The organism is Stygiolobus sp. CP859M, assembly GCF_037389975.1.
In the GTDB taxonomy this organism is placed as follows: Archaea; Thermoproteota; Thermoprotei_A; order Sulfolobales; family Sulfolobaceae; genus Stygiolobus.
In genome coordinates this window covers 110,700-135,966 of the sequence record NZ_JBBHKS010000009.1, presented here as the reverse complement: position 1 = coordinate 135,966, position 25,267 = coordinate 110,700, and the positions used below count along the sequence as shown (strand labels likewise).

25 protein-coding genes are annotated in these 25,267 nt (G+C 38.1%); 11 read left to right on the top strand and 14 right to left on the bottom strand.

All coding sequences use genetic code 11. The annotated features are described in order from the left end of the window. The first annotated feature begins 2 nt into the window (after nt 1-2). The gene (locus WIW72_RS04415) at nt 3-266 is read left to right on the top strand and encodes a U6 snRNA-associated Sm-like protein LSm6 (protein WP_156004928.1); all 264 of its coding nucleotides are present in this window, start codon (nt 3-5) and stop codon (nt 264-266) included. A 31-nt stretch (nt 267-297) separates the two neighbouring features. Further along, nucleotides 298-1,515 (top strand): methionine adenosyltransferase, encoded by a 1,218-nt coding sequence (locus WIW72_RS04410; protein ID WP_337700062.1) that lies wholly within the window; start codon nt 298-300, stop codon nt 1,513-1,515. Here the strand turns inward: WIW72_RS04410 and WIW72_RS04405 are convergent. Genes WIW72_RS04405 through WIW72_RS04395 form a run of 3 tightly spaced genes read right to left on the bottom strand, consistent with a single transcriptional unit; the run spans nt 1,502 to nt 6,014 of the window. Continuing rightward, nucleotides 1,502-3,334, bottom strand: coding sequence for a DUF460 domain-containing protein (locus tag WIW72_RS04405; RefSeq protein WP_337699787.1), 1,833 nt, complete (start codon nt 3,332-3,334; stop codon nt 1,502-1,504). The genes WIW72_RS04410 and WIW72_RS04405 overlap by 14 nt on opposite strands. Continuing rightward, complete coding sequence (locus WIW72_RS04400) at nt 3,331-4,197, bottom strand: RIO1 family regulatory kinase/ATPase domain-containing protein (RefSeq protein ID WP_337699789.1); 867 nt, start codon at nt 4,195-4,197, stop codon at nt 3,331-3,333. The genes WIW72_RS04405 and WIW72_RS04400 overlap by 4 nt, the downstream gene beginning before the upstream one ends. Nucleotides 4,198-4,223: 26 nt before the next feature. Continuing rightward, nucleotides 4,224-6,014 (bottom strand): NFACT family protein, encoded by a 1,791-nt coding sequence (locus tag WIW72_RS04395; protein WP_337699791.1) that lies wholly within the window; start codon nt 6,012-6,014, stop codon nt 4,224-4,226. A gap of 31 nt (nt 6,015-6,045) precedes the next feature. Between WIW72_RS04395 and WIW72_RS04390 the strand changes: the two genes are divergently transcribed. From WIW72_RS04390 to WIW72_RS04370, 5 genes are read left to right on the top strand one after another with little or no spacing between them, the layout of a single operon-like run. Continuing rightward, on the top strand, nt 6,046-6,297 hold the full coding sequence (locus tag WIW72_RS04390) for a hypothetical protein (RefSeq protein WP_337699793.1): 252 nt from the start codon (nt 6,046-6,048) through the stop codon (nt 6,295-6,297). Continuing rightward, nucleotides 6,297-6,773, top strand: a complete 477-nt coding sequence (locus WIW72_RS04385) for a Mut7-C RNAse domain-containing protein (RefSeq protein ID WP_337699795.1) — start codon at nt 6,297-6,299, stop codon at nt 6,771-6,773. The genes WIW72_RS04390 and WIW72_RS04385 overlap by 1 nt, the downstream gene beginning before the upstream one ends. Then, complete coding sequence (locus WIW72_RS04380; RefSeq protein ID WP_337699797.1) at nt 6,736-7,422, top strand: TIGR00296 family protein; 687 nt, start codon at nt 6,736-6,738, stop codon at nt 7,420-7,422. Before WIW72_RS04385 ends, WIW72_RS04380 begins: the two co-directional genes overlap by 38 nt. Before the next feature lie 51 nt (nt 7,423-7,473). Further along, nucleotides 7,474-8,178 (top strand): protein disulfide oxidoreductase, encoded by a 705-nt coding sequence (gene pdo / locus WIW72_RS04375; protein WP_337700064.1) that lies wholly within the window; start codon nt 7,474-7,476, stop codon nt 8,176-8,178. A gap of 51 nt (nt 8,179-8,229) precedes the next feature. Beyond that, nucleotides 8,230-8,934: a plasmid mobilization protein gene (locus tag WIW72_RS04370; RefSeq protein ID WP_337699800.1), complete on the top strand. Its 705-nt coding sequence runs from the start codon at nt 8,230-8,232 to the stop codon at nt 8,932-8,934. On the opposite strand, the gene dcd is transcribed toward WIW72_RS04370, so the two are convergent. Further along, nucleotides 8,925-9,458, bottom strand: coding sequence for a dCTP deaminase (gene dcd, locus WIW72_RS04365; protein ID WP_337699801.1), 534 nt, complete (start codon nt 9,456-9,458; stop codon nt 8,925-8,927). The two genes, WIW72_RS04370 and dcd, sit on opposite strands and share 10 nt — an antisense overlap. Nucleotides 9,459-9,600: 142 nt before the next feature. Here dcd and WIW72_RS04360 point away from each other — a divergent pair, with 142 nt between their 5' ends. After that, nucleotides 9,601-11,406, top strand: coding sequence for an ATP-dependent DNA ligase (locus tag WIW72_RS04360; protein ID WP_337699803.1), 1,806 nt, complete (start codon nt 9,601-9,603; stop codon nt 11,404-11,406). Nucleotides 11,407-11,442: 36 nt separating this feature from the next. Further along, complete coding sequence (locus tag WIW72_RS04355; protein ID WP_337699805.1) at nt 11,443-12,438, top strand: MBL fold metallo-hydrolase; 996 nt, start codon at nt 11,443-11,445, stop codon at nt 12,436-12,438. A gap of 2 nt (nt 12,439-12,440) precedes the next feature. On the opposite strand, the gene WIW72_RS04350 is transcribed toward WIW72_RS04355, so the two are convergent. The 10 genes from WIW72_RS04350 to WIW72_RS04305 are packed head-to-tail and all read right to left on the bottom strand — an operon-like array spanning nt 12,441 to nt 22,465. After that, nucleotides 12,441-13,547: an NAD(P)/FAD-dependent oxidoreductase gene (locus WIW72_RS04350; protein WP_337699807.1), complete on the bottom strand. Its 1,107-nt coding sequence runs from the start codon at nt 13,545-13,547 to the stop codon at nt 12,441-12,443. After that, the gene (locus WIW72_RS04345; RefSeq protein WP_337699810.1) at nt 13,544-14,923 is read right to left on the bottom strand and encodes a (2Fe-2S)-binding protein; all 1,380 of its coding nucleotides are present in this window, start codon (nt 14,921-14,923) and stop codon (nt 13,544-13,546) included. Before WIW72_RS04345 ends, WIW72_RS04350 begins: the two co-directional genes overlap by 4 nt. Next, complete coding sequence (locus WIW72_RS04340) at nt 14,898-16,538, bottom strand: alkaline phosphatase family protein (RefSeq protein ID WP_337699812.1); 1,641 nt, start codon at nt 16,536-16,538, stop codon at nt 14,898-14,900. The genes WIW72_RS04345 and WIW72_RS04340 overlap by 26 nt, the downstream gene beginning before the upstream one ends. A gap of 5 nt (nt 16,539-16,543) precedes the next feature. Next, nucleotides 16,544-16,810 (bottom strand): hypothetical protein, encoded by a 267-nt coding sequence (locus WIW72_RS04335; RefSeq protein WP_337699814.1) that lies wholly within the window; start codon nt 16,808-16,810, stop codon nt 16,544-16,546. After that, complete coding sequence (locus tag WIW72_RS04330; protein WP_337699816.1) at nt 16,810-17,466, bottom strand: uroporphyrinogen-III synthase; 657 nt, start codon at nt 17,464-17,466, stop codon at nt 16,810-16,812. The genes WIW72_RS04335 and WIW72_RS04330 overlap by 1 nt, the downstream gene beginning before the upstream one ends. Next, nucleotides 17,441-18,355 (bottom strand): hydroxymethylbilane synthase, encoded by a 915-nt coding sequence (gene hemC, locus WIW72_RS04325; protein ID WP_337699818.1) that lies wholly within the window; start codon nt 18,353-18,355, stop codon nt 17,441-17,443. The genes WIW72_RS04330 and hemC overlap by 26 nt, the downstream gene beginning before the upstream one ends. Further along, on the bottom strand, nt 18,352-19,635 hold the full coding sequence (hemL, locus tag WIW72_RS04320; RefSeq protein WP_337699820.1) for a glutamate-1-semialdehyde 2,1-aminomutase: 1,284 nt from the start codon (nt 19,633-19,635) through the stop codon (nt 18,352-18,354). The genes hemC and hemL overlap by 4 nt, the downstream gene beginning before the upstream one ends. After that, entirely contained in the window at nt 19,608-20,618 is a 1,011-nt protein-coding gene (gene hemB / locus WIW72_RS04315; protein WP_337699822.1) for a porphobilinogen synthase, read from the bottom strand. Before hemB ends, hemL begins: the two co-directional genes overlap by 28 nt. Beyond that, nucleotides 20,575-21,810 carry a glutamyl-tRNA reductase gene (locus tag WIW72_RS04310; RefSeq protein ID WP_337699824.1) on the bottom strand — a complete coding sequence of 412 codons (1,236 nt, stop codon included), beginning with the start codon at nt 21,808-21,810 and terminating at the stop codon, nt 20,575-20,577. The genes hemB and WIW72_RS04310 overlap by 44 nt, the downstream gene beginning before the upstream one ends. Continuing rightward, nucleotides 21,791-22,465: a precorrin-2 dehydrogenase/sirohydrochlorin ferrochelatase family protein gene (locus WIW72_RS04305; protein ID WP_337699826.1), complete on the bottom strand. Its 675-nt coding sequence runs from the start codon at nt 22,463-22,465 to the stop codon at nt 21,791-21,793. The genes WIW72_RS04310 and WIW72_RS04305 overlap by 20 nt, the downstream gene beginning before the upstream one ends. 601 nt (nt 22,466-23,066) lie before the next feature. Between WIW72_RS04305 and WIW72_RS04300 the strand changes: the two genes are divergently transcribed. Next, nucleotides 23,067-23,777 carry an ABC transporter ATP-binding protein gene (locus WIW72_RS04300; RefSeq protein WP_337721236.1) on the top strand — a complete coding sequence of 237 codons (711 nt, stop codon included), beginning with the start codon at nt 23,067-23,069 and terminating at the stop codon, nt 23,775-23,777. A gap of 82 nt (nt 23,778-23,859) precedes the next feature. Next, nucleotides 23,860-25,128 carry a hypothetical protein gene (locus WIW72_RS04295; RefSeq protein WP_337699829.1) on the top strand — a complete coding sequence of 423 codons (1,269 nt, stop codon included), beginning with the start codon at nt 23,860-23,862 and terminating at the stop codon, nt 25,126-25,128. Nucleotides 25,129-25,267 lie beyond the last annotated feature (139 nt).

The window sequence follows — 25,267 nt, the reverse complement described above, 5'->3', positions numbered from 1 at the left end:
TCGTGCAAGCGAAGATGGAAAATCCGTTAAAGAGCCTAAAAACAGCTATGAATAAAGTTGTATTAGTGAAATTGAAGAATGGTTCTGAATACATCGGTAGATTGGAACAGAGTGACGGTACCATGAACCTAGTATTAAGGGACTGTATAGAGACTAAAGAAGGTACATCAGACCCTGTTGCAAAATATGGCAGAGTTTTAATCAGAGGTAGTAACATCCTCTTTATCAGTGTTGACTACGAAGTGATAATGGGAAAAGAAAAGTAAATTTATAAGCTATTTGGTGTGAGGATAAGGTATAATGAGGAACATAAACGTTCAATTAAGCCACTGGGCTGATATAGACTCTTTAGATGTAGAATTAGTAGAAAGAAAAGGAGTAGGTCATCCGGACTACATAGCGGATTCGGCATCAGAGGAAGCCAGTAGAAAACTTTCGCTTTATTATCTCAAGAACTACGGAGTAATTTTACATCACAATTTAGATAAGACTTTACTCGTAGGCGGTCAAGCAGCACCTAAGTTCAAGGGCGGAGAAGTTCTTCATCCTATATACATTGTAGTATCAGGTAGAGCAACTACTGAAGTCAAGACAGAGCACGGAACAGAGAGTATACCAGTAGGAACAATTATAATTGAAAGTGTTAAGGAATGGATTAAGGATCACTTCAGATATCTAGACCCAGAAAAACATGTAGTAGTTGATTACAAAATAGGGAAAGGTTCTACGGATCTAGTTGGAATATTTGAAGCTAGTAAGAAAGTACCTTTATCTAATGATACAAGTTTTGGAGTTGGATTTGCACCTTATTCTAAACTGGAAAATCTAGTATTTAATACAGAAAGGCTGTTGAACTCTAAGGAAATTAAAGCTAAGATCCCTGAGATAGGAGAAGACATAAAGGTGATGGGATTAAGAAAAGGCAATAGGATAGAATTAACAGTGGCTATGGCAGTTATAAGCCAGCTTGTAGAAGACGTAAATCAGTATATAAACGTTAAAGAAGAAACTAAGAATCAAATTCTAGATTTAGCAGCAAAATTAGTTCCTAATTATGATGTGAAAGTGAACATAAACACTGGTGATAAGATAGATAGGGGTATAGTATATCTCACCGTGACTGGAACTTCAGCGGAGCACGGAGATGATGGAATGACGGGGAGAGGAAACAGGGCTACCGGACTAATAACGCCCATGCGTCCTATGTCTTTGGAAGCTACTGCAGGAAAGAACCCCGTGAATCATGTAGGCAAACTTTACAACATCGTTGCGAACCTAATTGCACAAAAAGTATCTCAAGAGGTAAAAGGTGTAAAAAGCGTCCAAGTAGAAGTGTTAGGTCAAATAGGGAGACCTATAGACGACCCTCTAATAGCTAACGTTCAGGTTATGACTGAGGACGGTAAAATTAACGATAATATGAAGAGAGAGATCGAAGGGATCACTGATGAGATGCTGGGCAATATTGTCAAGATCTCTGATCTGATATTAGAGGGTAAGGTCATTTTGTTCTGAAACGATTTCTCCTATAGTCTTCAAGGATTCTCTTTAGGTCAAGTTTTTCGCTCTCTGCGAGTAACTTTTCCTTATTAAGTATTTCCAAGTCTCTTAGTGTCTCTTTTTCAACAATTACTTTATCCCTCAAAAATAACTTCACTATAGAATTATCTACTTGTTGACTATGAAAATATACTCTTTTTTCGCTAATATCTACCTTCATGTAAGGAGGTAACTGATCGGAACCTACTACCAGTAATCTTGAGTTAACCAAACCTTCTATTATCTCGAGTAAATTCTTGGTTTCTCTTTCTTTCTCTTCTATTTTATTTCTCATGATATTTATAAGTTTAATATAGTTCTCTATCTCTAACTTCAACTCGTAAATTTTTCTTTCCTTTTGAAGTTCCTTATTATACATCATTTTAATCTCATCAATTCTTCTCTGTAATAACACATTTTGAAATGTCATTTCTCTGATCTTTCTTTTAAGTCTTTCTATATCCCTCTTTAACTGTACATTCTCTTCCTCAAGAGAGTTCACTTTAGTGTAGTAGTCAGTTTGATGCGGAGTAAAATTAGGTTGAGAAATTTCATTTTTGGTGTCTTCTATCTCTTTTTCAATTTCTTTTTCTACACACTCATCCATAGTTTTACCTTCAATAACACATTCCAGTACCCGATCCTCATCTACGTCTATATCCATTCTCCTTAGTAATCCTCTAGCCTGATTAAGCTTGTGGGAGATCTCATAATATGCCTTCAAAGCAGCTGCTAAAGAATCCCTTATGTGCGGATCGTCTATTTTCAATCCGTGCTGAGTCGAGAATTTATCGACAATTAACATCTTCTCATCCATGCTGAGCCTCTTGTCTGGAACAAACAACTTAGAGTTTAGCATGGCTGAAATTTTCTTTACAGTGTCAGGCACTGGAGTTACGTCAGTTGCTATTAAAACGGGCTTTCCGTATTTTCTTATTATGTCTATTACGTCTTCTCTGTCTATATTTCTCCTAGACGTCATAAACAAGGGGTTTCCGTGCAAATCTATTACTGATATCCCTACTTCTATCCCAGGATCTATGCCTACTATGATGGGCTTAGTTTCTTTTTTTGTATCTCCAAACTCGATTTTGGATTTATAAACTGGCTTTATCTCAACTCTTAGGTCATGGCCCTTCATTTTCCTTACAATTCCGTATAAACTCTCTCTGGGCGAATACACCGTAAATACAGCTTTTTCTATCCCGTTCTTACTTCTCTTTATCGAATAATCGTAATCAAACCCGTGTGCATCTAGTTGTTCTTTAATTCTTTTAGCTACTCTGAGAATGAGCCCCCTTAAGTTTCTTTTATATCTATTACTGCTCATCCCTCCGGGTCCTACAGCCCTGCCTCTGGAAATTATAATCTTTGTCTTATTCTCCCTAATTCTGATGGGGGTCCCTATACCCTTTAGTGCTAAAACAGCTGCTAGATAAGCTGTTCTTAACGGTGTTGGTTTTCCTTGAACGTCAATTCCAGCCTCTCTTGCTACGTCTCTGATATCTTTGAACATGTCGTTGACGTAAGTAACTTGTATAACTTCTAGTTTGTCCGGTAAAAGCGATAAGATTTTGACAAGTTTTTTCTCATCGGGTGCTAACTCGTAAACGTTATCTACTGCTATTTTATCTGGTCTTAATTCCCAAGCGAACCTTAATATTTTCGTGAGAGGAGATGATTCTGCCTTGTATTCTACTTCACCTTTTTCATTTATGATAATCACAGAATATGTGGGAGGCTTCAAGGAAGACGGGCTTTGGCCTGGCTCAATATCAATTCCCATTACCTTCATGGTTTCCCCTTTATATAATCTATGACAGCATCTACATCTTTATCTATTTCATACTTCTTATAAAAATAAGCAAGAATATGATCTACATCTCTTAAGAGTAAGTCCTCGTTCTCGGGGCTTGACCATTGCGGCCAATCGATTACGTAAGCTGTTCCGTCCTTTACAAGTACATTATATTCACTTAAGTCGCCATGAATCATCTTACATTCATTATACGCTATTCTAGTTGTCGACAGTATCTGATCTAGTATTTCTTCTGGGTTTGTCAATTCACTCTTGTATAACTCTCTACTTTCCACCAGTTCCATAGCCACGGCGTTATAAGCTCTTCCGTAAGGTTGTGGAACATAGCCGTAATTTTTCTTAACACACTCAAGAGCCTGGTATTCCCTTTCTGCGTTTTCCACTGAAATTACCGTCCAGTCTTTATCTTTTTGGATATTTCGGATCTTCCTGACGTTCTTGTAACTTCTCTTACCGACCCTGTGGAATTTGACTACAAGCGGTTCGTCGTTAAAGTTATAACCTACGTACACTTCGCTCTCTTTTCCGACCCCTATTACTATCCCAAGGTTCTTAAGGACTTTCTCCACGTAAAGTTTCTTTATTGCTAATATATCTAGAGCTGTAAAAGTAATTCTGTAACTGTACTCACCACTTATTATCTGTTTTGAAAGTAACCTGAGGTTATACAGTCTTAACAAAACCGGCTGGAGTTCGTTTAACCTTAACCCTGTTTCCTCTACTAACTCTGATGTCATAATCCACTCGTGGTTCCTATGGAGAGAATAAATGGTTTTAAGAATTTTATAATCTAAGGGACCTACAAGAGAGGCTCGCTCGGCTAATGTTAAAGAAGGCATAACTGGTAACAATAAATATTATGTCTTCACGCTTTAATTTTTTTCATAAGAAGCTTTGACTTACCAGGTATTTCTCTGATAATGTCCTCTTTTAAAGCTCTAAGACCTTTAATACCGAACTTTTCATAGAAGTACTTTATTATCTTATCAGCTAGTTTAGAAGGATCGTCGTCACCTGGAGAAATTACAACGTAAGTGTCCGTCTTCGAAGATACATTATCGATGTTCCCTGTCATAACTTTTAAACCTTCTTCGCTCTTTATCAAGCCTATAGCAAGTTGCAATCTAACGTTCTTTATATAGTTCTTTTTACCGTAGATCATGAAGGATCCTTTCTTAAGGTACTCACCACTTGGCGGGGTCTTGCTAACTTGTTCCCCGTATACCCAAAAAACGTCTACGGCAGCCATACCAGCCTTCCAAGCTTTAGAGTAGCAAGCCGAAATTGTGGCAGCATCAAGTAAGTCCTCCTCTTTGGGCTCTTTACCATTCGTTTTCAGAACAGTGGCAGCAGCTCCTTGAAAGTCAGAGTGGAAAAAGATATCTTTGTCCTCTAACAGTTTTCTGACTATACTTTCGTTCTGATCGATGTCTCTTCCGGCAATTACTAGAAAACCATTCCTTGTTATAGTCCAATGGTATTTTTCGTACCATTCCTTCTTTCTTGAGGCTACAATTATCTCTTCCTTCCTTTCAAGGATTTGATTTTCCAGATCTCGCATTTTTCTCTGTAAATCCTCTAAAACTTCCCTTGCTCTCTTAGCTTTTTCCACGTACTCCTTAGCCATATCGAAGTATTTAGAAGAATTCTTATAGACTGAGAGACTAGGATCCAGTTCCACTTCTATTCCATTAATGGTGGTCTTGAAGGGATTTCGCTTACCCGACTGACTAAGAAGGGAGTTAACCGTCTCATAGTTAGCTACTATAATTTGTGCAATGTTTCTTAGCTCTTCAGCTTTTTTCTCATAGTCCTCTATTTGCCTTTTAGTTTCCTCTATTGTTTTTTCTAACTTTTTCCTTTCTTCCTCAAGTTTTTTGTCTATTTCACTCTTTATTAACGATCTTTCCTCTGCTGTAAAAAATTCATCCAATGCGTCATTATAACTTTCCATCTCAATACAACCTTCAATTTTTACCGGGAGTACAGTAGTGTCCTTAATTAAACACTTATCGAAATTACCGCTTGATATCTTCCTCAATAATTCCTCAATCTTTTTCTTGGCTTCCTCCAGCTCTTGTTCATTGGTTGCGTATAATTTCAGAGCTTCAGCGAGTTCTTGAGGTATTCCCAAGATCCTGCTTAGGTTACCTTTCTTAAGTAGTTTGTCTATCTCTTCCTTAGTCGGAGGATTTAAGGGTGGAGGAGGGGTATAAGTTAGACCTAATTTTATAGTTCTGTCTTTAAATTCTTTGTACTCGGTAGAGAACAATACCTTGTTATTCTCATCTGTAATCACCATGAGACCTCTCGGGAGTAATTCTAAGTAGATGATTTTCTCTGACGCAAGTATCTTTATAATCCTTTCCGTTCCTAAGATCGAGATGTCTTTTATTATTCTGTCTCGAAGAAGCTCACGTAACACCGTGACCTCGGCGGTCGAGTCTTTTTGTCTTTCATATTTCGTGAAGTGAATTCTCTTACCCGGCTCCAAGACTAAGTTCTTATATTCGCCCCTACAATATAGCTTAAGTAAGTAGGCTGAAAGCCCTTCGATTTTGAATATGTTGTCTATTCTACACCCTTCAAGTTTATTCTTGTTTTCTGTGTACCACGCCAGTAGATCAATGTAAGACATGCTCGTTTTTCTATTCAACTATTTTACCCCCTATAGTCTATTAATTACCGTGGAGAAGGAAGATAAAATCTTGGTGCTCAGAGGGATTATGGGAGTAGTGAGCGGTGCTCTTTCATTCATCTTACTGAATAACGAGGTAATAGCACTTCTGATTCCGTTAATTACATATGCGTTATCCGTTGGGATAGTCTATGGTATTATAAGGGGTTTTAACCTTACTAAGTGGGATTTACTAGGCAGAGGTGTTTCAATATTATTGGCGTCGTGGCTTTTAATATTTGTAATACTGTATAATGTTTAATGCAAACTCAGAAATTCGTAGTAGATGCAATGCTGGGCAAGCTAGCAAGGTGGCTGAGGATATTAGGTTACGACACTGCCTACAATAATAACTTTGAAGACTGGAAAATTTTGAAGATTGCTTCTGATGAGAATAGAATAATTATAACGAGAGATAGAGGGTTATGTGTAAGAGCTAGGAAGAGGGGGCTAGAGTGTTTTTATGTTATCCCTGGTCTGAAAATTGAAGAAATTTTAGCTAAATTATCTTCTAAATACTCTATAGATTTGAATATTGTAGATCCTAATTTTTCAAGGTGCTCCGTGTGTAACGGTGTGCTGAAGAAGGTTAATGACAATTTGTGGGAGTGCACTAGGTGTCATAAAAAGTATTGGAAGGGTTCTCATTGGAGAACTATAGAGAGCACTCTTATTAGGGCGAGAGCAATATTAAAGAATAATGAGTCTCGACAGCAGTCAATTAGTTACGATCAGTGATCTCACTGAAGATTTAGGCAAGAAATTAGTAAAGATTGCAAGACAGTCAATTGAAGTCGAGTTAGGGTTAAGGAGAAAGATTGATGAGTCTCTTTACGACCCCGTCCTAGATAAAAGAGGATTAGCTTTTGTTACACTTGAAAAAGAAACCGGTTCAACTACATCTCTTAGAGGGTGTATAGGTTACGTTGAGGCTGTGGCACCACTTAGCGAGATAGTAAGTAAGGCTGCAATTGGTGCTGCGTTTTCTGACCCCAGGTTTCCTCCTTTAGCTAAGCACGAGATCGATGAGATTATAATAGAGGTAACAGTTCTGACAAAACCTGAGGAGATTACAACAAGTAATAGGAAAGACCTCGTGAATCAAGTTAAAGTAGGAGAAGACGGATTGATTGTCGAGTACGGGATAATGTATAGCGGTCTATTATTGCCTCAAGTTCCTATGGAATATTGCTGGGACTCTGAGACCTTCCTAGCCGAAACTTGTATCAAAGCAGGATTAGACCCTGATTGCTGGTTAAATTCAAAAGTAAAAGTTAAGAAATTCCAAGGTATTATTTTCAGAGAGACGAGTCCTAATTCAGAAAATATCCTTGTTCTAAAGCCCAACCAAATTAAATGCAAAAAAGAGGAAATTTTGAATTTATAGTAGTTACTTTTTTATTCGGCGAAGCCAAAAAAGATTAGTAGCGTGGTTAGGATGGAGGAAGAATTTGCAGAACTTTTTACAGACGAAGTTAAACAAGCTTTACAAGACGCTTTAAAAGACATGAAAAACCCTGTTGATGTATACGTATTTATAAACTCTCTAGATGAACATTGCCACTATTGTGATGTTACGAAAAGATTTTTAGAATTCATGAGTGCCGCTGCTCCTAAAAAGGATGGTAAAAGCTTATTACAGATTCATGTGGTAGACAAAGCTAACCAGAATGACTTACAAGTTTTCAAAGAGTTTAATATCGAGAGAGTTCCAACTGTTGCCTTTGTTAAAGGTTATATAAGATGGACTGGCGCTCCCTTAGGAGAAGAGATAAGAGCACTAGTTGAGACTGCTGTAAGGCTTTCACTAAACGAAAGTGGATTAAGTCAAGAGACAATTAATGCAATAAGAGAGAAGCTGAACGGATTTGTGAAGATCGAGACGGTGGTTACTCCCTCATGTCCTTATTGTCCTTACGCTGCTTTAATGGCTCATATGGTAGCTTACGAAGCTTGTAAAGCTGGTAAGTGTAATGTACTATCAGATGTGGTAGAGGCATACGAGAACCAAGACATAGCCGAGAAATATCAAGTAATGTCAGTGCCTTCTGTAGCTATAAACGGCTCTGTTGAATTCATAGGAGTTCCCACTGAAGAGAATTTCATAGCTTCAATCCTTGAGAAGCAGAATCAGAAAGCGTAATCTCAAGTTTAAGGAAAGTAGTTTTTTAATAACGCATGACTTATTTTATTTGTGAAAATTATTTCAATTAAGCTTACTGATGAAGAGTACAAGGAATTAGAAGAAAAAGCAAGACAAGAGGGTTATGTTCTACTTTCGGAGTACGTAAGGAGTGTTTTGTTCGGAAGGCAAACCCCAATTCAAAATCAGATTAATGTTGACGTGAATAACCCCGAGATAGTGAATCAGATTGTTACAAAATTAGAGAGAAAAATAACGGATTATATAAATCCTTTTACAGCACAAATAGAGGAAATAAAGAGGAAAATTGCGGATCTTACCGAAAAAATTGAAGAGTTAGAAAGTAGTAAAAAGAGTGCTGAAAAGACTGAAAAGAGTGAAGAGAAAAAACAGATCAAGGTTGAAGCGAAGAAAGAGCAACCGCAACTTAAGAAGACAGCTATTGAAAGGTTACAAGAAGAAGGTATATTATTTGAGTCGGAACTTAAGGCATTAAGAGATCCTACAGCTTTCTTCAATAAACTTGAGAGAGAAGGAGCTAAAATAATGTACTTAGAATCCGAAAGAATAGCTATGAGTCAAGATTTTTACAACAAATTTATCGAAGATATTTCATCGATAGATACATCTGATCCTGAAGAGGCTGCAAGTAAGCTTGAACCTAAAGAGGCAAAACTATTCAGGAAATTGGCAAAAGAAGCACTGGTAATATATGACGCTAACTCTAAAGGATGGAAACTAGCAGCTCAACTGTGATTTTTGTTCGTAAACCGTGGAACTGTAACTCCTCTTTGTCCTTGATATTTTCCTTGGTATGGGTTCTCTACTGGTGTTAAAGTTTTAGCAAAAATAAGGTGAAGGAACCTCATCCCTTTTTTCAGTTTTACGGGGAATGATGAGCCTACTACTTCTATCGTAATCTGACCTTCAAACCCTGCATCTACAATCGTTGGAGGGATGAAGAGACCTAGTCTAGCAAAAGATGAACGAAGGTTTACGAATGCCATTACGTCATTGGGTAACTTAACTAATTCTTCCGTTGTGAGTAATACGTGTTCATAGGGGCGTATTATAAACTCTTCTCCTTTCTCTACATGGAAAAGAGAGTAATCGGGATTGTCCGGGTCGAATACTTTGTCTTGTGTTTCTTCAAATCTAGCTATTTCCTCACCGATACGTAGGTCTATTCCGTTTTCTCTAACACTGTCCTCTCTTAATGGATCTATTACGATCCATCCTTTTTCAAGGTAGTATTTCAAGTCACGATCTCCAAGAATCATGCTACCTTAATATTTTGTATAAAAACACTATTTAAGGAAAAGGTTACTTGAATAAGAGGTCAGGGTAACTCTGATTCGTCATATCTCGGTCTTGCCAGATTTCATCATCCTTATTACACTTTTTGATCAACATATTAAAGTGATGGAGTTTAAACTAATCGCTGAATATTTTGATAAACTCGAGAGAATATCATCAAGGATACAAATAACTTCATTGTTGACTGACTTGTTTAAGAAATCCGATAAGGATGTAATAGATAAAGTGATTTATATAATTCAGGGAAAACTATGGCCTGACTTTTTTGGTTATCCTGAAATAGGTCTCGGAGAAAAGTTAATGATAAAGGCTTTATCCATAGGGATTAACGTCAAGGAGGATACAATCGAGGCCGAACTTAAAAAGGTAGGTGACTTGGGTGAAGTAGCATATAGGCTGAAAAAGTCAGGCAGCGGAACTACAATCTTGACATTCTTAGGTGCTTCGTCATCTTCTCCCCTAACCGTTGAGGAAGTATATAACTCTCTAAGTAAGATCGCCTTGGCTGAGGGCGAAGGTAGCAGGGATGTAAAAATCCGCTCCCTAGCTGGTTTATTAAAGAAGGCCGATCCCCTAGAAGCGAAATACATTATAAGGTTTATAGATGGGAGACTGAGGGTTGGTATAGGAGACGCCACAATTATGGACGCTCTCGCTAACGCCTATGGAGGAGGTCCTCACGCGCGTCCAATAATTGAAAGGGCTTATAATCTAAGGGCAGATCTTGGTAACATAGCTAAAGTAGTGGCTTCGGAGGGTATTGAAGCGTTAAAGAATCTAAAGCCTGAAGTAGGAATACCCATAAGACCGATGTTAGCAGAAAGGCTCAACGACCCGGTTGAAATATTATCAAAAGTCGGAGGTCAAGCGTTAGTAGATTATAAATATGACGGGGAAAGGGCTCAAATTCACAAGAAAGGTAATGAGGTTTATATATTCTCAAGAAGGCTCGAAAACATTACTAAGCAGTATCCCGACGTAAGAGATTATGTTAAGGACTATATCAATGCAGATGAGGTGATAATTGAAGGCGAGATAGTGGCTATAGACAAAGAAAGTGGAGACATTTTACCTTTCCAGGAGTTAATGCATAGGAAGAGAAAAAACGATATACATGAGGCGGTTGAGGAATACCCAGTAAATGTCTACCTTTTCGACTTAATGTATTATAACGGAGAGGATTATACTTTGAAACCTTTGCCAGAGAGGAGAAAGAAGCTCGAAGAAATAATAAAGCCTAACGACAAGTTGCACATTGCTCACCATATATTTACCGATGACGTCGAAAAGCTGAAAGAGTACTTCTATCAGGCTATCTCAGAAGGCGCAGAAGGAATAATGGTGAAGGCTGTAGGTAAAGACTCAATATATCAGGCTGGAGCTAGGGGATTCTTGTGGATAAAACTCAAGAGAGACTATCAGAGTGAGATGGCTGACAGCGTTGACTTAGTAGTTGTTGGTGCTTTTTACGGGAGGGGTAAGAGGGGAGGAAAGTTAAGCTCACTATTAATGGCAGCTTACGACGCTGAGACTGACACATTTTATACAGTATGTAAAGTAGCCTCGGGTTTCAGCGATGCGGAACTGGATGAGCTACAAAAGAAACTTATGGAGATCAAAATAGACTCCAAAGACCCGAGAGTAGAGTCAGAGATGGAACCAGATATATGGGTCCAACCAAAGTATGTGGCTGAGGTGATAGGTGCGGAGATAACTCTTTCCCCGCAACATACCTGTTGTAAGGGGCAAATAAGCAAGGAAGCAGGACTCTCAATAAGATTCCCCAGGTTTATAAGGTGGAGGGATGATAAGAGCGTGGAAGAAGCTACCACACCACAAGAGATCTTAGAGATGTATAAGTTGAAGCTGAAGAAAAAAGAGGAGTCAAGCGGAGAAACGGAACCTTCCTAATCAAAATTCATATATTGTTACTTCCTTAATTTTAGTGTGTTCGATATACAAGATAGCGGTGCAATACTGGTAGGTAATAACTTTGTTATCGATGGTCATTATAAGAGGTTATTCAGGGCTGTGACACACTTTCACGCTGATCACATAAGCGAATTAAATAAGAGTATTAAGGAATGCACCAGCATAATCGCCTCACCCATTACTATTGAATCGTTACAAGTGTTAGGATATAACATACCTAAGCACAAACAATTACCGCTTAATTACGGCGTAAAGGTAGACCTTCTTGGTGAGAAAATAAAGCTTGAGAGGGCGGAGCATATCATGGGAGCATCACAAGTAATTGTTGAAACTGAAAAAGGTGTAGGGATAGCTTATACCGGTGATTTTAGGAACCCAGGGAAAGGTACGCCGATTCTCAATCCCGACGTATTAATAATGGACGTAACCTACGGCAGTCCAAACTTTGTAAGAAAATACAAGGATGATATGGAGATGTTGTTTGCAGATTATGTAGCAGATGCCCTCCTTAAAGGTCCGGTTACTATTTACGCATACTACGGAAAGTTACAAGAGGCTATGAAAGTATTGCGTAAGTATAACCTCGATGCACCGTTTCTGGTTGAAAATAAGGTGGAGAAATTAACAGCCATAGCTGAAAAATATGGAGAAATGGTGGGTAAATTTGTAAGTAAAAGTACTGAAGAGGGAAAGAAGATAATTAAAGATGGATGGTACGTGGAGTTTAAACATGCAACCGAATTTAAAAGGAGGACTAAGGCTACAACTAACTTCCTCTTAGACGGTTGGCTTGTTAAGGACTTCATAAAACCGGTAGATTCGAACTCATTTATTATAGGGTTTAGTAGCCACGGAGACTTCGAGGATAATTTGAAGTATGTAGAAATGACTACAGCCGACCTAATAATCCTAGACGGGAGTAGGAGTAAATACGCGTATGACTTTGCGGTATATGTGACAAAATATTATAGAAAGAAAGTAAAAATATTACCGTCCTCCAATGGTAGTTAAGGTTATATTACTAGACTTTCCGCTATCAACTTCTTTTCCTTAAACCTTGTCGGTAAGTACGGTCTCATTTCTGGCGGAACTTTTCCGTTCAGTATTAGTTCAGCCATAAGCTTACCGGAATACGGGGCAAACATCATCCCATGTCCGCTGTAACCGGCATCAATATAAAGTCCTTCCGGCCACTCGTTATCATAACCCATTATATGGGAACTATCAGGCGTCATTTCGTAATAACCACTCCAACCTCTTAATATTCCTATGCCTTCAATGCCCTTCACAGTCTCCCTTATTGCTCTCAAAAAGCGTGAGAGCTCTTGGAAAGAGTTAGTAAATGGTAGAAAACCGTACGGTCTAGGAGTTTCTGTACCCCCGATTATTTCACCCTTTAGTGTTTGCGAAAAATAGACCTTATTACTCGTGTCTATTACTAAGGGTCTTACCCTGAAACTTACGTCTTCCGTTATAAAGATTTCCTTTTTCTCAGGAAATATAGGTACGTTAATCCCAGAATTTGTCATTAATCTACCGCTCCAAGCACCAGCCGTTATTACTACGACGTCATCATTCAATTCTCCACCTTTTACTAGTTTTATCCCCGCTACTTTCCCCCCTTTGAAGTTTATTTTTTCTACTTCATCTATGATTAATCTTGCCTTATCCTTTATCTCCAAGTAATAACTGTAAATTACGTAGTCATGATGGAATGCACCATCTTGAGGCGCGTAGTAACACAACCCTTCGCTTTTTAGAAACTCAAATTCGCTACAATCTCTGAATTCACCTCCTATACCCTCAGCTTTCCACATGCTGTCCAACTTCTTTTGGATTGAGATTTGTTCCTCGTCCCTTAATATCCATAAGTATCCCGTGAAATAAAGTAGAGAGTTGAGCCTCAACTCTTTAACGTGCTGTATTAGGTATGGAATAGCTTTCTTGGCGTATGTTATATTCTCTTTGCTGAAGAAATGATAGCGAAACCTAGAGGCATTTCTACTGCTAGACCCAAATCCTATCCTCTTCATTTCGATTATCTTAATATCATTAAAACCCTCTCTGGTCAAGTGATAAGCTAAACTTAGACCATGAGCACCCGCACCAACAATGATCATATTCTCACCGGATAAATAGGCGTCCTGAAGGAAATTAGAATATTGCTTTTTAGGTAGTCTCCTGCAACTATTACGCATGCTTTACCTTGGCACTTTCCAGTCCCTAATCCTGTAACTCTCTTTATTTCCTCAGTATCTCTAACGCCGAGAGATTTTGCATATTCTATATCTTCTAACCAAATCTCTTCGCATTCGCAAATCAGACCGTTGCTTCCATAATAGTAAGGTGAGATGGAGAATGTAATTTCCTTTGATGAGTAGTTTTTCAGCTCATCTATTTTTTTCGGGTCGTTAAGAACCTCACCGCTGAGTAAACTTAAGTATTCGTCAACTATCCCCAACATTCCACCAGTTATTTGCACGTTATTTTCTCTTATAGGCTTGTATACGTGATTTTCATAAGTATACGAAAGCCCCATGCTACTTGTAACCTCAAGCCTTGGCTGTTTGAGAACAGAAAATACGATAAGTGAAACTTCATATTTGCCCTTTTTGGTCGTGACTACCAGTTTTTTGTCATCAGTTCTAATCACGTCTACTATGTAATCCCTTTCAAGTTCTATTCCATTTTCGTTTACAAGATCTCTGTATAATGGTGAAAAGGCAAAGTCAACATGTTGGGGAGCTAAAATTATAGTTTTTTTAGAGTTCAGAGCCGTCTTTACAGCCAAATCGTTATATCCTAATACTAGTATTTTACTCTCCTCTCCAATTTCCCCCTTTAGCTTCCTAATGTAATACTCTCTTGACACTACTCCTTGTTCCCAATTACCCTTGAATATAGGCTTTAAAGTCCTAGCTCCGGTAGAAACTACTATCTCTTCAGCCTCTACAAGAAGGAACTTATCTTCTAGCTCGAAAAGTAGTCCTTCGTCAAATTTCCCCATGTAATTACCGTAAAGAATTTTATTTTTGAATTTCTTTACTTTTTCCTTTAGTTTCTTCACTATTTCCTCCTTGGAAAGTAAGAGAGAGGGAGAGTCGTCAAATAGGATGTCCCCAAATAACTCCCTAGTTATCATAATTGAGTCCTCATTCAGAGCAGCTATGCCTGAGGTTCCTCCTCCAATGATCAGCCTTTTGAAATGGGCTTTCTCTACATCTTTGTGTTTTTTAAGAGGTGAATAATGCTTAGGTAGGTCTTGGAAGAATGGAAGAGCCGGTAGCACACTACTATTTCTAAGTAGTCGAGTCTCATGAAGAAACCTTATGTTTATTCTGAGGGGTAGAGGATGCCTCTCTTTCGGAGAGGATGTAAAGACGGAAGTTATTTCTCCTTTCTCGTTAACATATTCGGTGTAAGGCATACCGTATTCGTCATAACTTACCCCGATTTTTCTCTTTGTCCTTTTAGTATACGCGGCGGGAACTCTCATAAGGTTCTAACAATTTTAATATTGGTCTCCCTTCCATTTTAATGTTATTAATATTGAATAGTTTAAGAATTGTAGGTGCTATATCTATTATCTTAGCCTGTTGAATAGTTTCTGTCCTATTCAGCTCTAATTGTTTGTATTTTGCGATTATGACCCCGTATAGGTCATTCTTTCTAAAATACCCGTGTTCACCACTGTTCATTTTATAAGGGATAACGTCTTCAATCACTTCCATGTCTTTTTTCACGGCGCTGCTAACCCCATAATAGTCCTTAATTCCCCCTATCTTAATATCACCTTCACGGTCGGATGCTGGTGATTCATTAGCGTATATAGAAGTAAAAATCTTTTCGTTACCATCCGTAAGGTTTTCTAAATGCCTGACTATATATCTAACTAGCTTAGGGAACTCCTTCAGTGATACTATTCCCCTATTTTCCCTACCTTTTAGGTTAATTCGTATCTGTCCTCCTCCGCCGTAATATGCTTTAGTCCTAGACCAGTCGATTTCATCCTTTTCGTTCAAGGACAAGACATTAATTTTCTCCAGTAGTTTGTTAATAAACACTTTTTTCTTTACCTTTTCAATACCGTGGTCTGAGGCAACTATCACTAAATCAGCATAATCTAAGTGCATTTTTATGAATTCATCAGCCATAAGATAACTTTGTACTATATACTCCCAAGCCTTTTCGTCATCTAAACCATATAATAAATGTTGTACATTATCAACTACTGGCAAATATGTTAAAGCGAAGTCCCATTTCACGTTATCAAGAAGATATTTAGTATAATTGTAAAAGAAGGTGAAGGTTCTCTTAACAGTTTCCATGTATTCTTCAAAGGTAATTATATCCTTATGAAGCGAAACATGGTCACCGTCCATAATCATACCATAAACAGTAGATATTTCATTCCAAATTCTTTCCATTAATTGAGGTTTATTACCCCACCTCTTATTATCGAAAGCTATAGGTGATATGTATATGTCGTTCTCCCTTGCGTGTAATATGGTTATAGCGCTAAACTCCTCTTTTCCGCACTTTCCCCTAATGGTAATTGGTAAGCTCCACTCATTCTTTTCTAACTCTATGATTTTATCCCCGTTTGGAGAGGGAATAGCTACGTAAAATTTATTCGAAGATCTTTCAACTAACCAAACTTTTCCTAGAACTTTATTTTCTCCCTCAGTTATCACTCTTCCATCACTGCATTTCTTCATTTTACTCTTATACGGATCGAAAAGGGCAGAGTTTTCCATGTTCCATTTATCAGGTAAAGCTTGTGGTGAAGAGGTCACTAATGTATTATACCCATTTTTACTCAAGTAAACCCAGAGAGGGTCGGTCTTTAACGGATCGCTAGAGTATGCAGAGAGTTCGTTAGATAATGGTCTGTCTTTAACGAATATTTTAGGAGCCGTAACACCGTTTACTTTAGGAGTATTACCAGTCACAAGAGAAGCTAAAGCTATAGGGGTTAATGATGGGAAGACTGACTCGAGTTTTCCGAAAAAGCCCTTTGATATTAACTCGTTTATCGTAGGTAGCTTGTTCCTTATCTTCTCTACTACGTGAAAAGCCATTCCGTCAATGACTATTAATAGAAGTCTCAAAACGCCTACCCGTTAACTTTTGTTTTCTTCTCTATTTCGTCCTTGATGTCTTTAGGCATAATCATATTAACATTTTTTCTCTTAGCTTTGCCTTTTTCGTCAAAACTAAGTGCGAACTCATAAAAACCTTTTTCGTTCTCGAATTTACCGTAAATATCTACTTTGTCCTTAAATTGTTGAAAGAACTTTATTTCTAAGGTCTTTTCATCAACTTCCCCTACTATCTCTCTTAATGTTTTAAGAGTGAGCTCGCGAAAGGTAGTATCATCCATTAATCATCCCTCAAAAGCCCTTTCAACAAGATAAATATTCCATTCATATCATGTTCTCTAGCTTCATATATATTATTAACCCCCTCTAAAGCTCTGGTAGTCGATGGACCTATACTAACTACTTTAGTACACTCTCTAAGAGAGTCCTTAACTAATGTGGCTATTAGAGAACTAGTAATTATCACATAGTTAAAAGTACAATTAGATAGAAGTTGTTTGGTCTTCCTTAAGTTCTCCTCATTTATTAAAAGGTCGTAATCAACTATTTGGGTTATCTGTGGGTACTTTTCCTTGTCCCTCTTATACCCGACACTACTTCTTACTAAGATTGTTTTATCTCTTGAATTTCTTAACATCTTCTGGACCATTGAGTCAACGGTGAAAGTTTCAGGAACTATCACTTGCTTAACGTTGAATATATCTTTTAACGCATTTGCCGTAGAGGGTCCTACTGCATAAACTTCATTAACTTTTTCGAAAACCTCGGCGTAATTAAAACATTTAACCGCGTTTACGCTTGTAAATCCTATCGTTTTCGGCATAAAAGGCAGCATGTGGGATATACAAACCGGTTTTAATACCGGTATATTAACTATCTCTATCTCGGGATCTTGGGGTACTTCACTGCCCTCAGGTCTTAATAACAATACCTTCATCCTTAATCTCCTTTAACAGTCGTTTACCTAGCTCCTCTCCTACCTCTTCTGGTTTTCCTCGGAAAATACCCTCAACTGTAATTTTCTTTCTTCCGTCAATGAACGTCATTATTCCTCGGTATTCACCCTCATCTAATTCCTCAAACAATACACCTAAGGGGGAATGACATCCTCCTCCAATAATATTTAGAGCCGTTCTCTCGGCTATTGCTTCGTGGTAGGTCTTTTCGTCATTTAATTCTCTTAAAAGGTCTTTTAAGGGGGAGTTAGACTTTCCCACGATGGCTATTATTCCTTGGTTAGCTTCAGGAGTTAGGAGTGTAGGATCGAATTTAGAATAGTTTATTCCTTGATATTGGTGGTCATAAGTAGCGAGCCTCGTTATTGAGGCTTCAGCTACAATTATTGCATCGTATTCACCCTGAAATAACTTTCTTAATCTGGTGTCGATGTTCCCTCTAAGGTCTCTCACCAACAGATCCTTACGATAAAATACTATCGAATTTTTCCTTCTCATACTGCTCGTTCCTATAACTTTACCGCTTTCCAACTCAAAGAGACCTCTGTATGACAGTGAAATTAGAACGTCAAAGGGCGGGTCTCTCTTTAGGACTGCATAGAGCTCTAAACCGGGCGGAGTCTCGCTTAACATATCTTTCATGCTGTGGACTGCAATATCAGCCTCCCCGTTGATGACAGCTTGGTTCACTTCTTTCTCGAAAACCCCTTTTCCAAGCTGTGATAAGGGCGAAGCTTGAAATAGGTCAGCCTTTGTTTTAACCTCGACGAATGAGGTCTCTATTCCTAATTTATTTAATTTCTCTTCCACCATTCTTACTTGTATTCTGCTGAGCTTACTCCCTCTTGCAGCTATTCTTATTTTTTTCATAGTTCATTTATCACCTTTCTTGTTACTTCTATTGTGGTATTGACTACTGAGGGGTTGTGGGCACCAGAAGAGAATATTACTTCAAATTGACTAGGTGGAATGAAGACTCCTCCTTCTAACATTCTCTGATGCATCTTAAAATATGTGTTCTTGTCAGCTTGTTTTGCTTCGGTAGCATTAGTTACTTTCTTCACGCCAAAGAAAACCTGGAACATGCTTTCAATTCTGTTAAGGGTAAAGGTAAAGCCCTTTCTCTCTAGAAGTGCAGAGAGTTCTTCACTGAAAGCTTTAGTGGCCTCTCTAGCAGTATCATAAACTTTCTCCCTTTCTAATACTTCTATTGTCGCTAAACCGGCTGTCATGCTCAATGGGTTTGCGTTAAACGTCCCTGCGTTAAAAACCTTACCTGAAGGCGTTAGCAAATCAATTATTTCAGCTCTTCCAGCTACAGCTCCGATAGGTAGACCTCCTCCTATAATTTTTCCTAAAGTTGTCAAATCTGGGTTTATGCCAAAATAACCTTGAGCTCCGCTAAGTCCCAATCTGAACCCCGTAATGACCTCGTCGAATATTAAAAGCGAGTTATAAGACTTGGTCAGTTCCCTCAACCCCTTTAAAAAGTCCTTCTCCGGTAAGATCAACCCCATATTACCCATTACCGGCTCTACTATTACCCCTGCTACGTCTTCTTTTTTCAGCGTTTTTTCAACGCAGGAAAGGTCATTGTACTCGCATATCTCGACTGTATTTCTTATCGACAAAGGTATTCCGTTAGAAGTAGAGACGTTGAATTCAGTAGCTGCACTACCTGCCTCTACAAGACCGTAATCATGAGCCCCATGATAATTGCCGTTAAATTTGAGTATTTTCTCTTTTCCAGCATATCCTCTTGATAACCTCAATGCTAACATCGTAGCCTCAGTTCCACTATTAACGAACCGGACCTTCTGTGCAGAAGGTAAATGGCTGATTATCTTTTCCGCAAGCTTTATCTCAACCGGACTAGGAGTACCGTAGAGCCAACCTTTCTGAACTTGTTCTATAATCTTCTTTTCGACATAGGGGTGACGATGCCCTAAAAATAGTGGACCATATCCTAAAACGTAGTCTATTAGCCTTTTTCCATCTACTGTATATAAGAAAGCTCCTTCACTCCTATCTACGTAAAACGGATAAGGCTTAACTGCAGCTCTTACTGGGCTGTTAACTCCCCCGGCAAAAAGCTTCAGGGCTTCCTTCCATAAGTTCTCGCTCAAAACGGAACACCCTCCTTGATCCATTCTGCAATCTTCGGAGCATAATACGTCAGTATTATATCAGCTCCAGCTCTCCTGATCGCTGTAGTTATTTCTAATACAGCTGTTTTTTCGTCGATCCACCCATTTAGCGCGGCGGCTTTTATCATGCTGTATTCACCGCTGACGTGATAAGCGGCTAAGGGGTATTCAGGGAAGTTTTCCTTCACGATTCTTATTACATCGAGATATGTATGTGCCGGCTTTACCATCAATATGTCCGCTCCTTCCTCTACATCTAGATGAGCTTCCTTAATTGCCTCGTATGAGTTCCTAGGATCCATTTGATATCCTCTTCTATCTCCGAAAGCGGGTTTAGAGTAAGCAGCATCTCTAAAAGGTGAATAGAAAGTCGAGGCATATTTTACACTGTAAGACATTATACTAACGTCTTTGAACCCGTTTTCGTCAAGCGTCCTCCTTATAGCTCCTACTACTCCATCCATCATTGATGACGGAGCTATTATATCCGCCCCAGCTTCGGCTTGACTTAAGGCGATTTTAGCATGAACCTCCAAGCTTTCATCGTTATCAACCAACACTTTACTGTTTTTATTAACTACTATCCCGCAGTGACCGTGACTGGTGTACTCGTCAGTACATTCATCAGCTATTAAGAGAATCTTATCTCCAAAAGTTTGTCTAAGAAGTCTTAAGCTCCTTTGAATTATCCCGTCCTTAGCATATGCTGAAGAGGCAAAGTCGTCTTTATATGAAGGAATACCAAACAGTATAAAGCTCTTTATTCCGAGACTGAAGGACTGTTCTACAAATTTGATTAGGTGATCGTTAGGCGGGTACCTGAATACGTCGGGCATACTGTCAATTTTTTCTGGCTCGTTTATGTTCTCCTTCACAAAAATAGGTAAGACTAGTTGGGAAACGTTAAGAGTTGTTTGGGCTACCAGCTCTCTTATTACTTTATTAGTTCTTAGTCTTCTCGGTCTTAGAGTCGGAAACGTTACCATTTCCTAAAACCTCTATTAGATAATTAAGGTAATCCATCCTATTAGGAGTTTTTCTAATATCCTCTAAAACCGGCGAGAGCACTTTCTTTAGCAAAGATGAACTCATCTTATCAAGTATCTCTGATATTTCATCCATTTCTGGGTGCTCCTTCTTAGCTAATACGTTCATTGCCTCCTTGATCTCTTCTCTCCTTATCTCCTCTATCTTACTCATAAATATTGAAATCAGTCTGTTGAGGTTATACGTCTCAATCTCTCTGTTGAACTTATCCAATTCCGCCTCAATTATCTTCTTAGCCTTTTCTATCTCTCCCATTTTCCTCTCCATTATTTGGGCTGAAAGAGACTTGAGGGTTTCTAAGGTCACTACATTATCACCTTCAACGATAGCTGGCAGTGATAAGTCAACTACGAGTTTTGGTCCATTTAGCTTGACCTTCTGTGGGTAGTAGATAGCCACGAATACGACGTCAAATTTACTTACCTCGTCAAAGTTAAGTTCCATAGCTTTATATCCAAATTTACTTGCAACGTCATAGGCTCTGCTCAGAGTTCTGTTAAAGATCGTTACATCCGTTATACCGGAATCCCTAAGCATATGGGCTAGTTTACTTCCTATTTCCCCAGCTCCTACAATTGCAACCTTTAAGTTTTTGATATGTTTAAATTGTCTTATTACATAATCAACTGCGAGCGAATAGACACCGGTCTTACCTTTCGATATATTAGTCTCACTTCTAACCCTCCTACCGATCTTTACTGCTGAAGTAAATAATAGATCTAAAGCGTCGTCTATTAGCTTTAATTTTTTGCATTTCTCAGAAGTTTCTTTTATTTGTCCAAGAATTTCATATTCTCCAACTGCGAGTGAATCTATCCCTGAGGCGACCTCAAAGAGGTGCTTTGCCACCGCTCTACCTTGTAGGATTGTAGCATCTTTGGTTATCTTCTCCTTATGGAAAGAGTCCAGTCTTTCTAGAAAGTTTCTAAGATCTTCTGAGTTGTGTAAATAGAGATAAGCCTCGACTCTATTGCACGTTTGGAGGACACAAATCTCAATGTCGTCTGAAGTTTTTAACGCCTTAAGTTCCTCGTCTCTAATATAGTGCTCGTATAATTTATCGAGACCTACCGTTTTATAAGTATATATTAGTGCGTAATAATTGTCTAATTTAATCTGTCTTATAGCCATTGATTATCTCCTCCGCCCTCTTAATTGAGTGTTCTATGTCGTTTTTACTCACATAATCCCTAAACTTAGGATCATTGAAAATTAAGGAGTACAACGAGAATCTTCTTCTTGGGTCTTCTACTTCCGACTTCATCTTATCCTTAACTAGCCCCATGACTTCTACCAGCTTTTTCACTTCGTCGTTGAGAACTCTTTCCTTAATCAGCTGTAGGATAAACTTTGAGGAAAGACTAGACTTACCGAAAGTAGTAACGGCTACGCCTATCGAGTCCTCAATAGAGTAAATGGGTACTATGAAATTGGATTCCTCAGGGTTGGTCGGATCGTTACATAGTTTTCCCAAAATTTTAGCAACTTTACATATCGAAGAATTAAGAGTCCTATCTGAGGTAGCAGTTACTATTATGTGGTATTGTGAAAGGAAGTTATCGTCGATTAGTGATTTTGCATCACCCTTAATCAATTTGATTTTCTTCTCTTCGTAAGCTCTTTGAAGATCTGTCGAAAAATCTAAACTCACTATCGTAACGTCACTCATTAGCTCCGCGAATTTTAAAGCCCTTTTAGTCCCTACCGTGCCCCCACCTATCACTAGAACTTTTAACCCCCTAGGATCAAGAAAAATAGGTAGATAAGTGTAATTTCGCGCGTTCACTATCGTTATTATAAATTCGCTTAATTTAAATTCTACTCTGTTTATTTAAATCAAATTATATTCAGATTTTGTTTTTATAATTAACTGTTAGGAGATTTTAATGAGAGAACATCTAGAACTAAATTTTAAAATTAGATGTCTCTTTTTCGCCACCTAAAAAGAATAAGCGAGTGTATGAAAATGAGACAAAAAGCACGTTAACAACACTTTGTTTCAAACAAGTTAACTTTAAAAATGACATCCTTTTCACTATATCAATACATCACTCACCACCCCTCCGAACTTTTTCACCGCCCCCACCTTTATTCCCTTTAAAGATTTTTTGTTAACTGCCTAATTGTAGATATTACACTTTCTACTTTATTTACTTTACTCTCACTAGTAGTGAAATATATTTAATTAAAGGGTAACAAAGCTTAGCTTGTTTCAAATATTGTTTTATTATAAACGTTGGGTATTTAGATACTTTTTAACGGAAAATCCTAGTTATACTAAAGTATTACGGTTTTACGATAAATGATAAATAAAAATTTTCATATTTCTATGCAGTTCTATTATCTAGTGAATACGTTTAATTATAACCAACTTAGAAATTTTATATATGGATTGTATTACACTGGTTAACGTTTATAAGAGATTTGGTTCAATAGAAGCCCTTCGAGGTCTCTCATTTTCTATTCCTTGCGGCGGTAGATATGCCCTTCTGGGTCCTAATGGTGCAGGTAAGTCCACCACCATGAAGATTTTAGCTGGAATGTTAAAGCCTGATCAAGGTGACGTTTTCATTAAAGGTCTGAAGCCGGGGGATAAACGAGTGAAGAGGATTATGGGATATCTGCCAGAAGACCCGATGCCATATAGAATACTCACAGTAAGGGAGAATTTGGAGTATATAGCTGCGCTGAGAGGTATACCTAACCCTAAAGAGAAGGCTAGGGAGATGATGGAGAAATTAGATTTGGTTCAATATGAAAATATACAAGCCGGTAAGCTCTCAAGGGGTAATCAGCAGAAACTCGCAATAGCGTTAGTACTTCTTCATAATCCTGAAATAGTCTTATTGGATGAGCCCCTTAACTATCTGGATATACCTACTCAGGAAAAAGTAATAGGTATGTTGAGGCAAATGAACGCTACGTTTTTAGTTTCTACTCATATTATGTCAATAGCTACCAGGTTAACTGATCACGTTATTGTGATATCTAGAGGCTCTGTAATATGGAGTGGTTCAATAGTAGATTTGAAGTCTATGGGAAGAGAGGACGAACCGATAGAAAGTGTGGTGGCAAGGTTGATGAGCAGTGTGGGGTAAACTCATAAAATTTGTTATTTTTTCCCGGATTCCTAAAAGATCTTTCATCCTCTACGTTTTTATCTCAGCAATTTTAGTAGCAATGACCTTACCGAGCTATGATTTTGAGCCACCTCATGTAATAACAGAGTTTTCGTTGTTCTCGATATTTTATTCCTCGATCCTAGTAACCACCTCAATATTTAACACTAGGTTCGGCATGGTATCTAAATCCGACAGTGATTTCCTAGCAATGCTTCCCATAGACGATAGAATGCTAGTCACTTCAGTTATTATTGGTTCCATAGTAGTTAATTTGGCTCTCTCAATCCTTTTTGTATCGTGGTTCGTACTATCTATAGGCTTATATGGTATCTTTATTCCATTTCTTCTGAGTTTGATCTCAGCTTCACTTCCCGCCATAACTTATTCACTTAGTGTAAAGAGGAAAGTGCTCGTAGCTTTAGGAATTGCTAGTTGGTTCTTGTCAGCAGGTGTGGGATTTCCTTTTAGTCCTATGTCCATGTTCGACGGATATGATACGATAGGGTTTTCGTTACTGATAACGTTGTCCTTAAGTTCATTCTTTCTAGCCATCAAGAGATTTTCCTTCACTAATTATTCTAATATCATTATAACGTCTGAAAAAGGTGAGGTTAAGGAACAGATAAACTTTACCAAAGTAAGGTATCCTCTCTTGGTTATGTTAGTTAAAAACTTAAACGTATTGGAAGTAGGTGGGCGAGTTAATTTCATGGGTACTATAACATACGTCACTAAGAGAGTTAAGTTATGGCAAATTTTGTTAATTACCTCATTAATGGGTGCTATGATATATTTTGCTTATATTCTAAAAATAATTGGAATCTTCAATCTTAACTTTTACGTCATTATCATAACGTGGTTCTTAACTGTCTCATTATCAAGTTCTGCACTAATTAGTGAACCGATATGGTTAGACATGAACGTTATGACTCCCTTGGAGTTCTTCAGGAATTATCTCATAAGTAAGGCTATAGTCCTAGCCGTAGTCCTTTTACCAATAGGTCTTTTTGAAGTATTGAGCAGTCAGGTTGTTCTCGGCTTAACCGTTATGGTAGATTTACCTTTAAGTTCGATTTTCGTTATGTCCCTAAACTCGAGGTTCTACCGTGCGTCATTCCAAAATATTCAGACAATAACTGCGGGCAGGTTCTTGGTTTCATTCTTATCTATTATCCCTTTCGTCGTCCTAGAGGTTATAGCGCTCTTACCCTACCTTTCCGTATTTATTATTGGCACAGTCGTTCTATTGGTTCTCGACCTTCCGTTCTATTTATCGAGTTCATACTGGCAGAGTACCGTAGAGAAAATAATGACTTCAGTAACTTAGTTATAATTTCTCTTAGGTCTATAAATATCTCTTTACTCGAAATAGAGAATTTGCTAATACTTAAAATTAGTAAAATTATTAGCGTTAAGCTAATATTCATCTAATTTCGTAAAAGCTTAAAGGGGTAAGAGCTGATTAT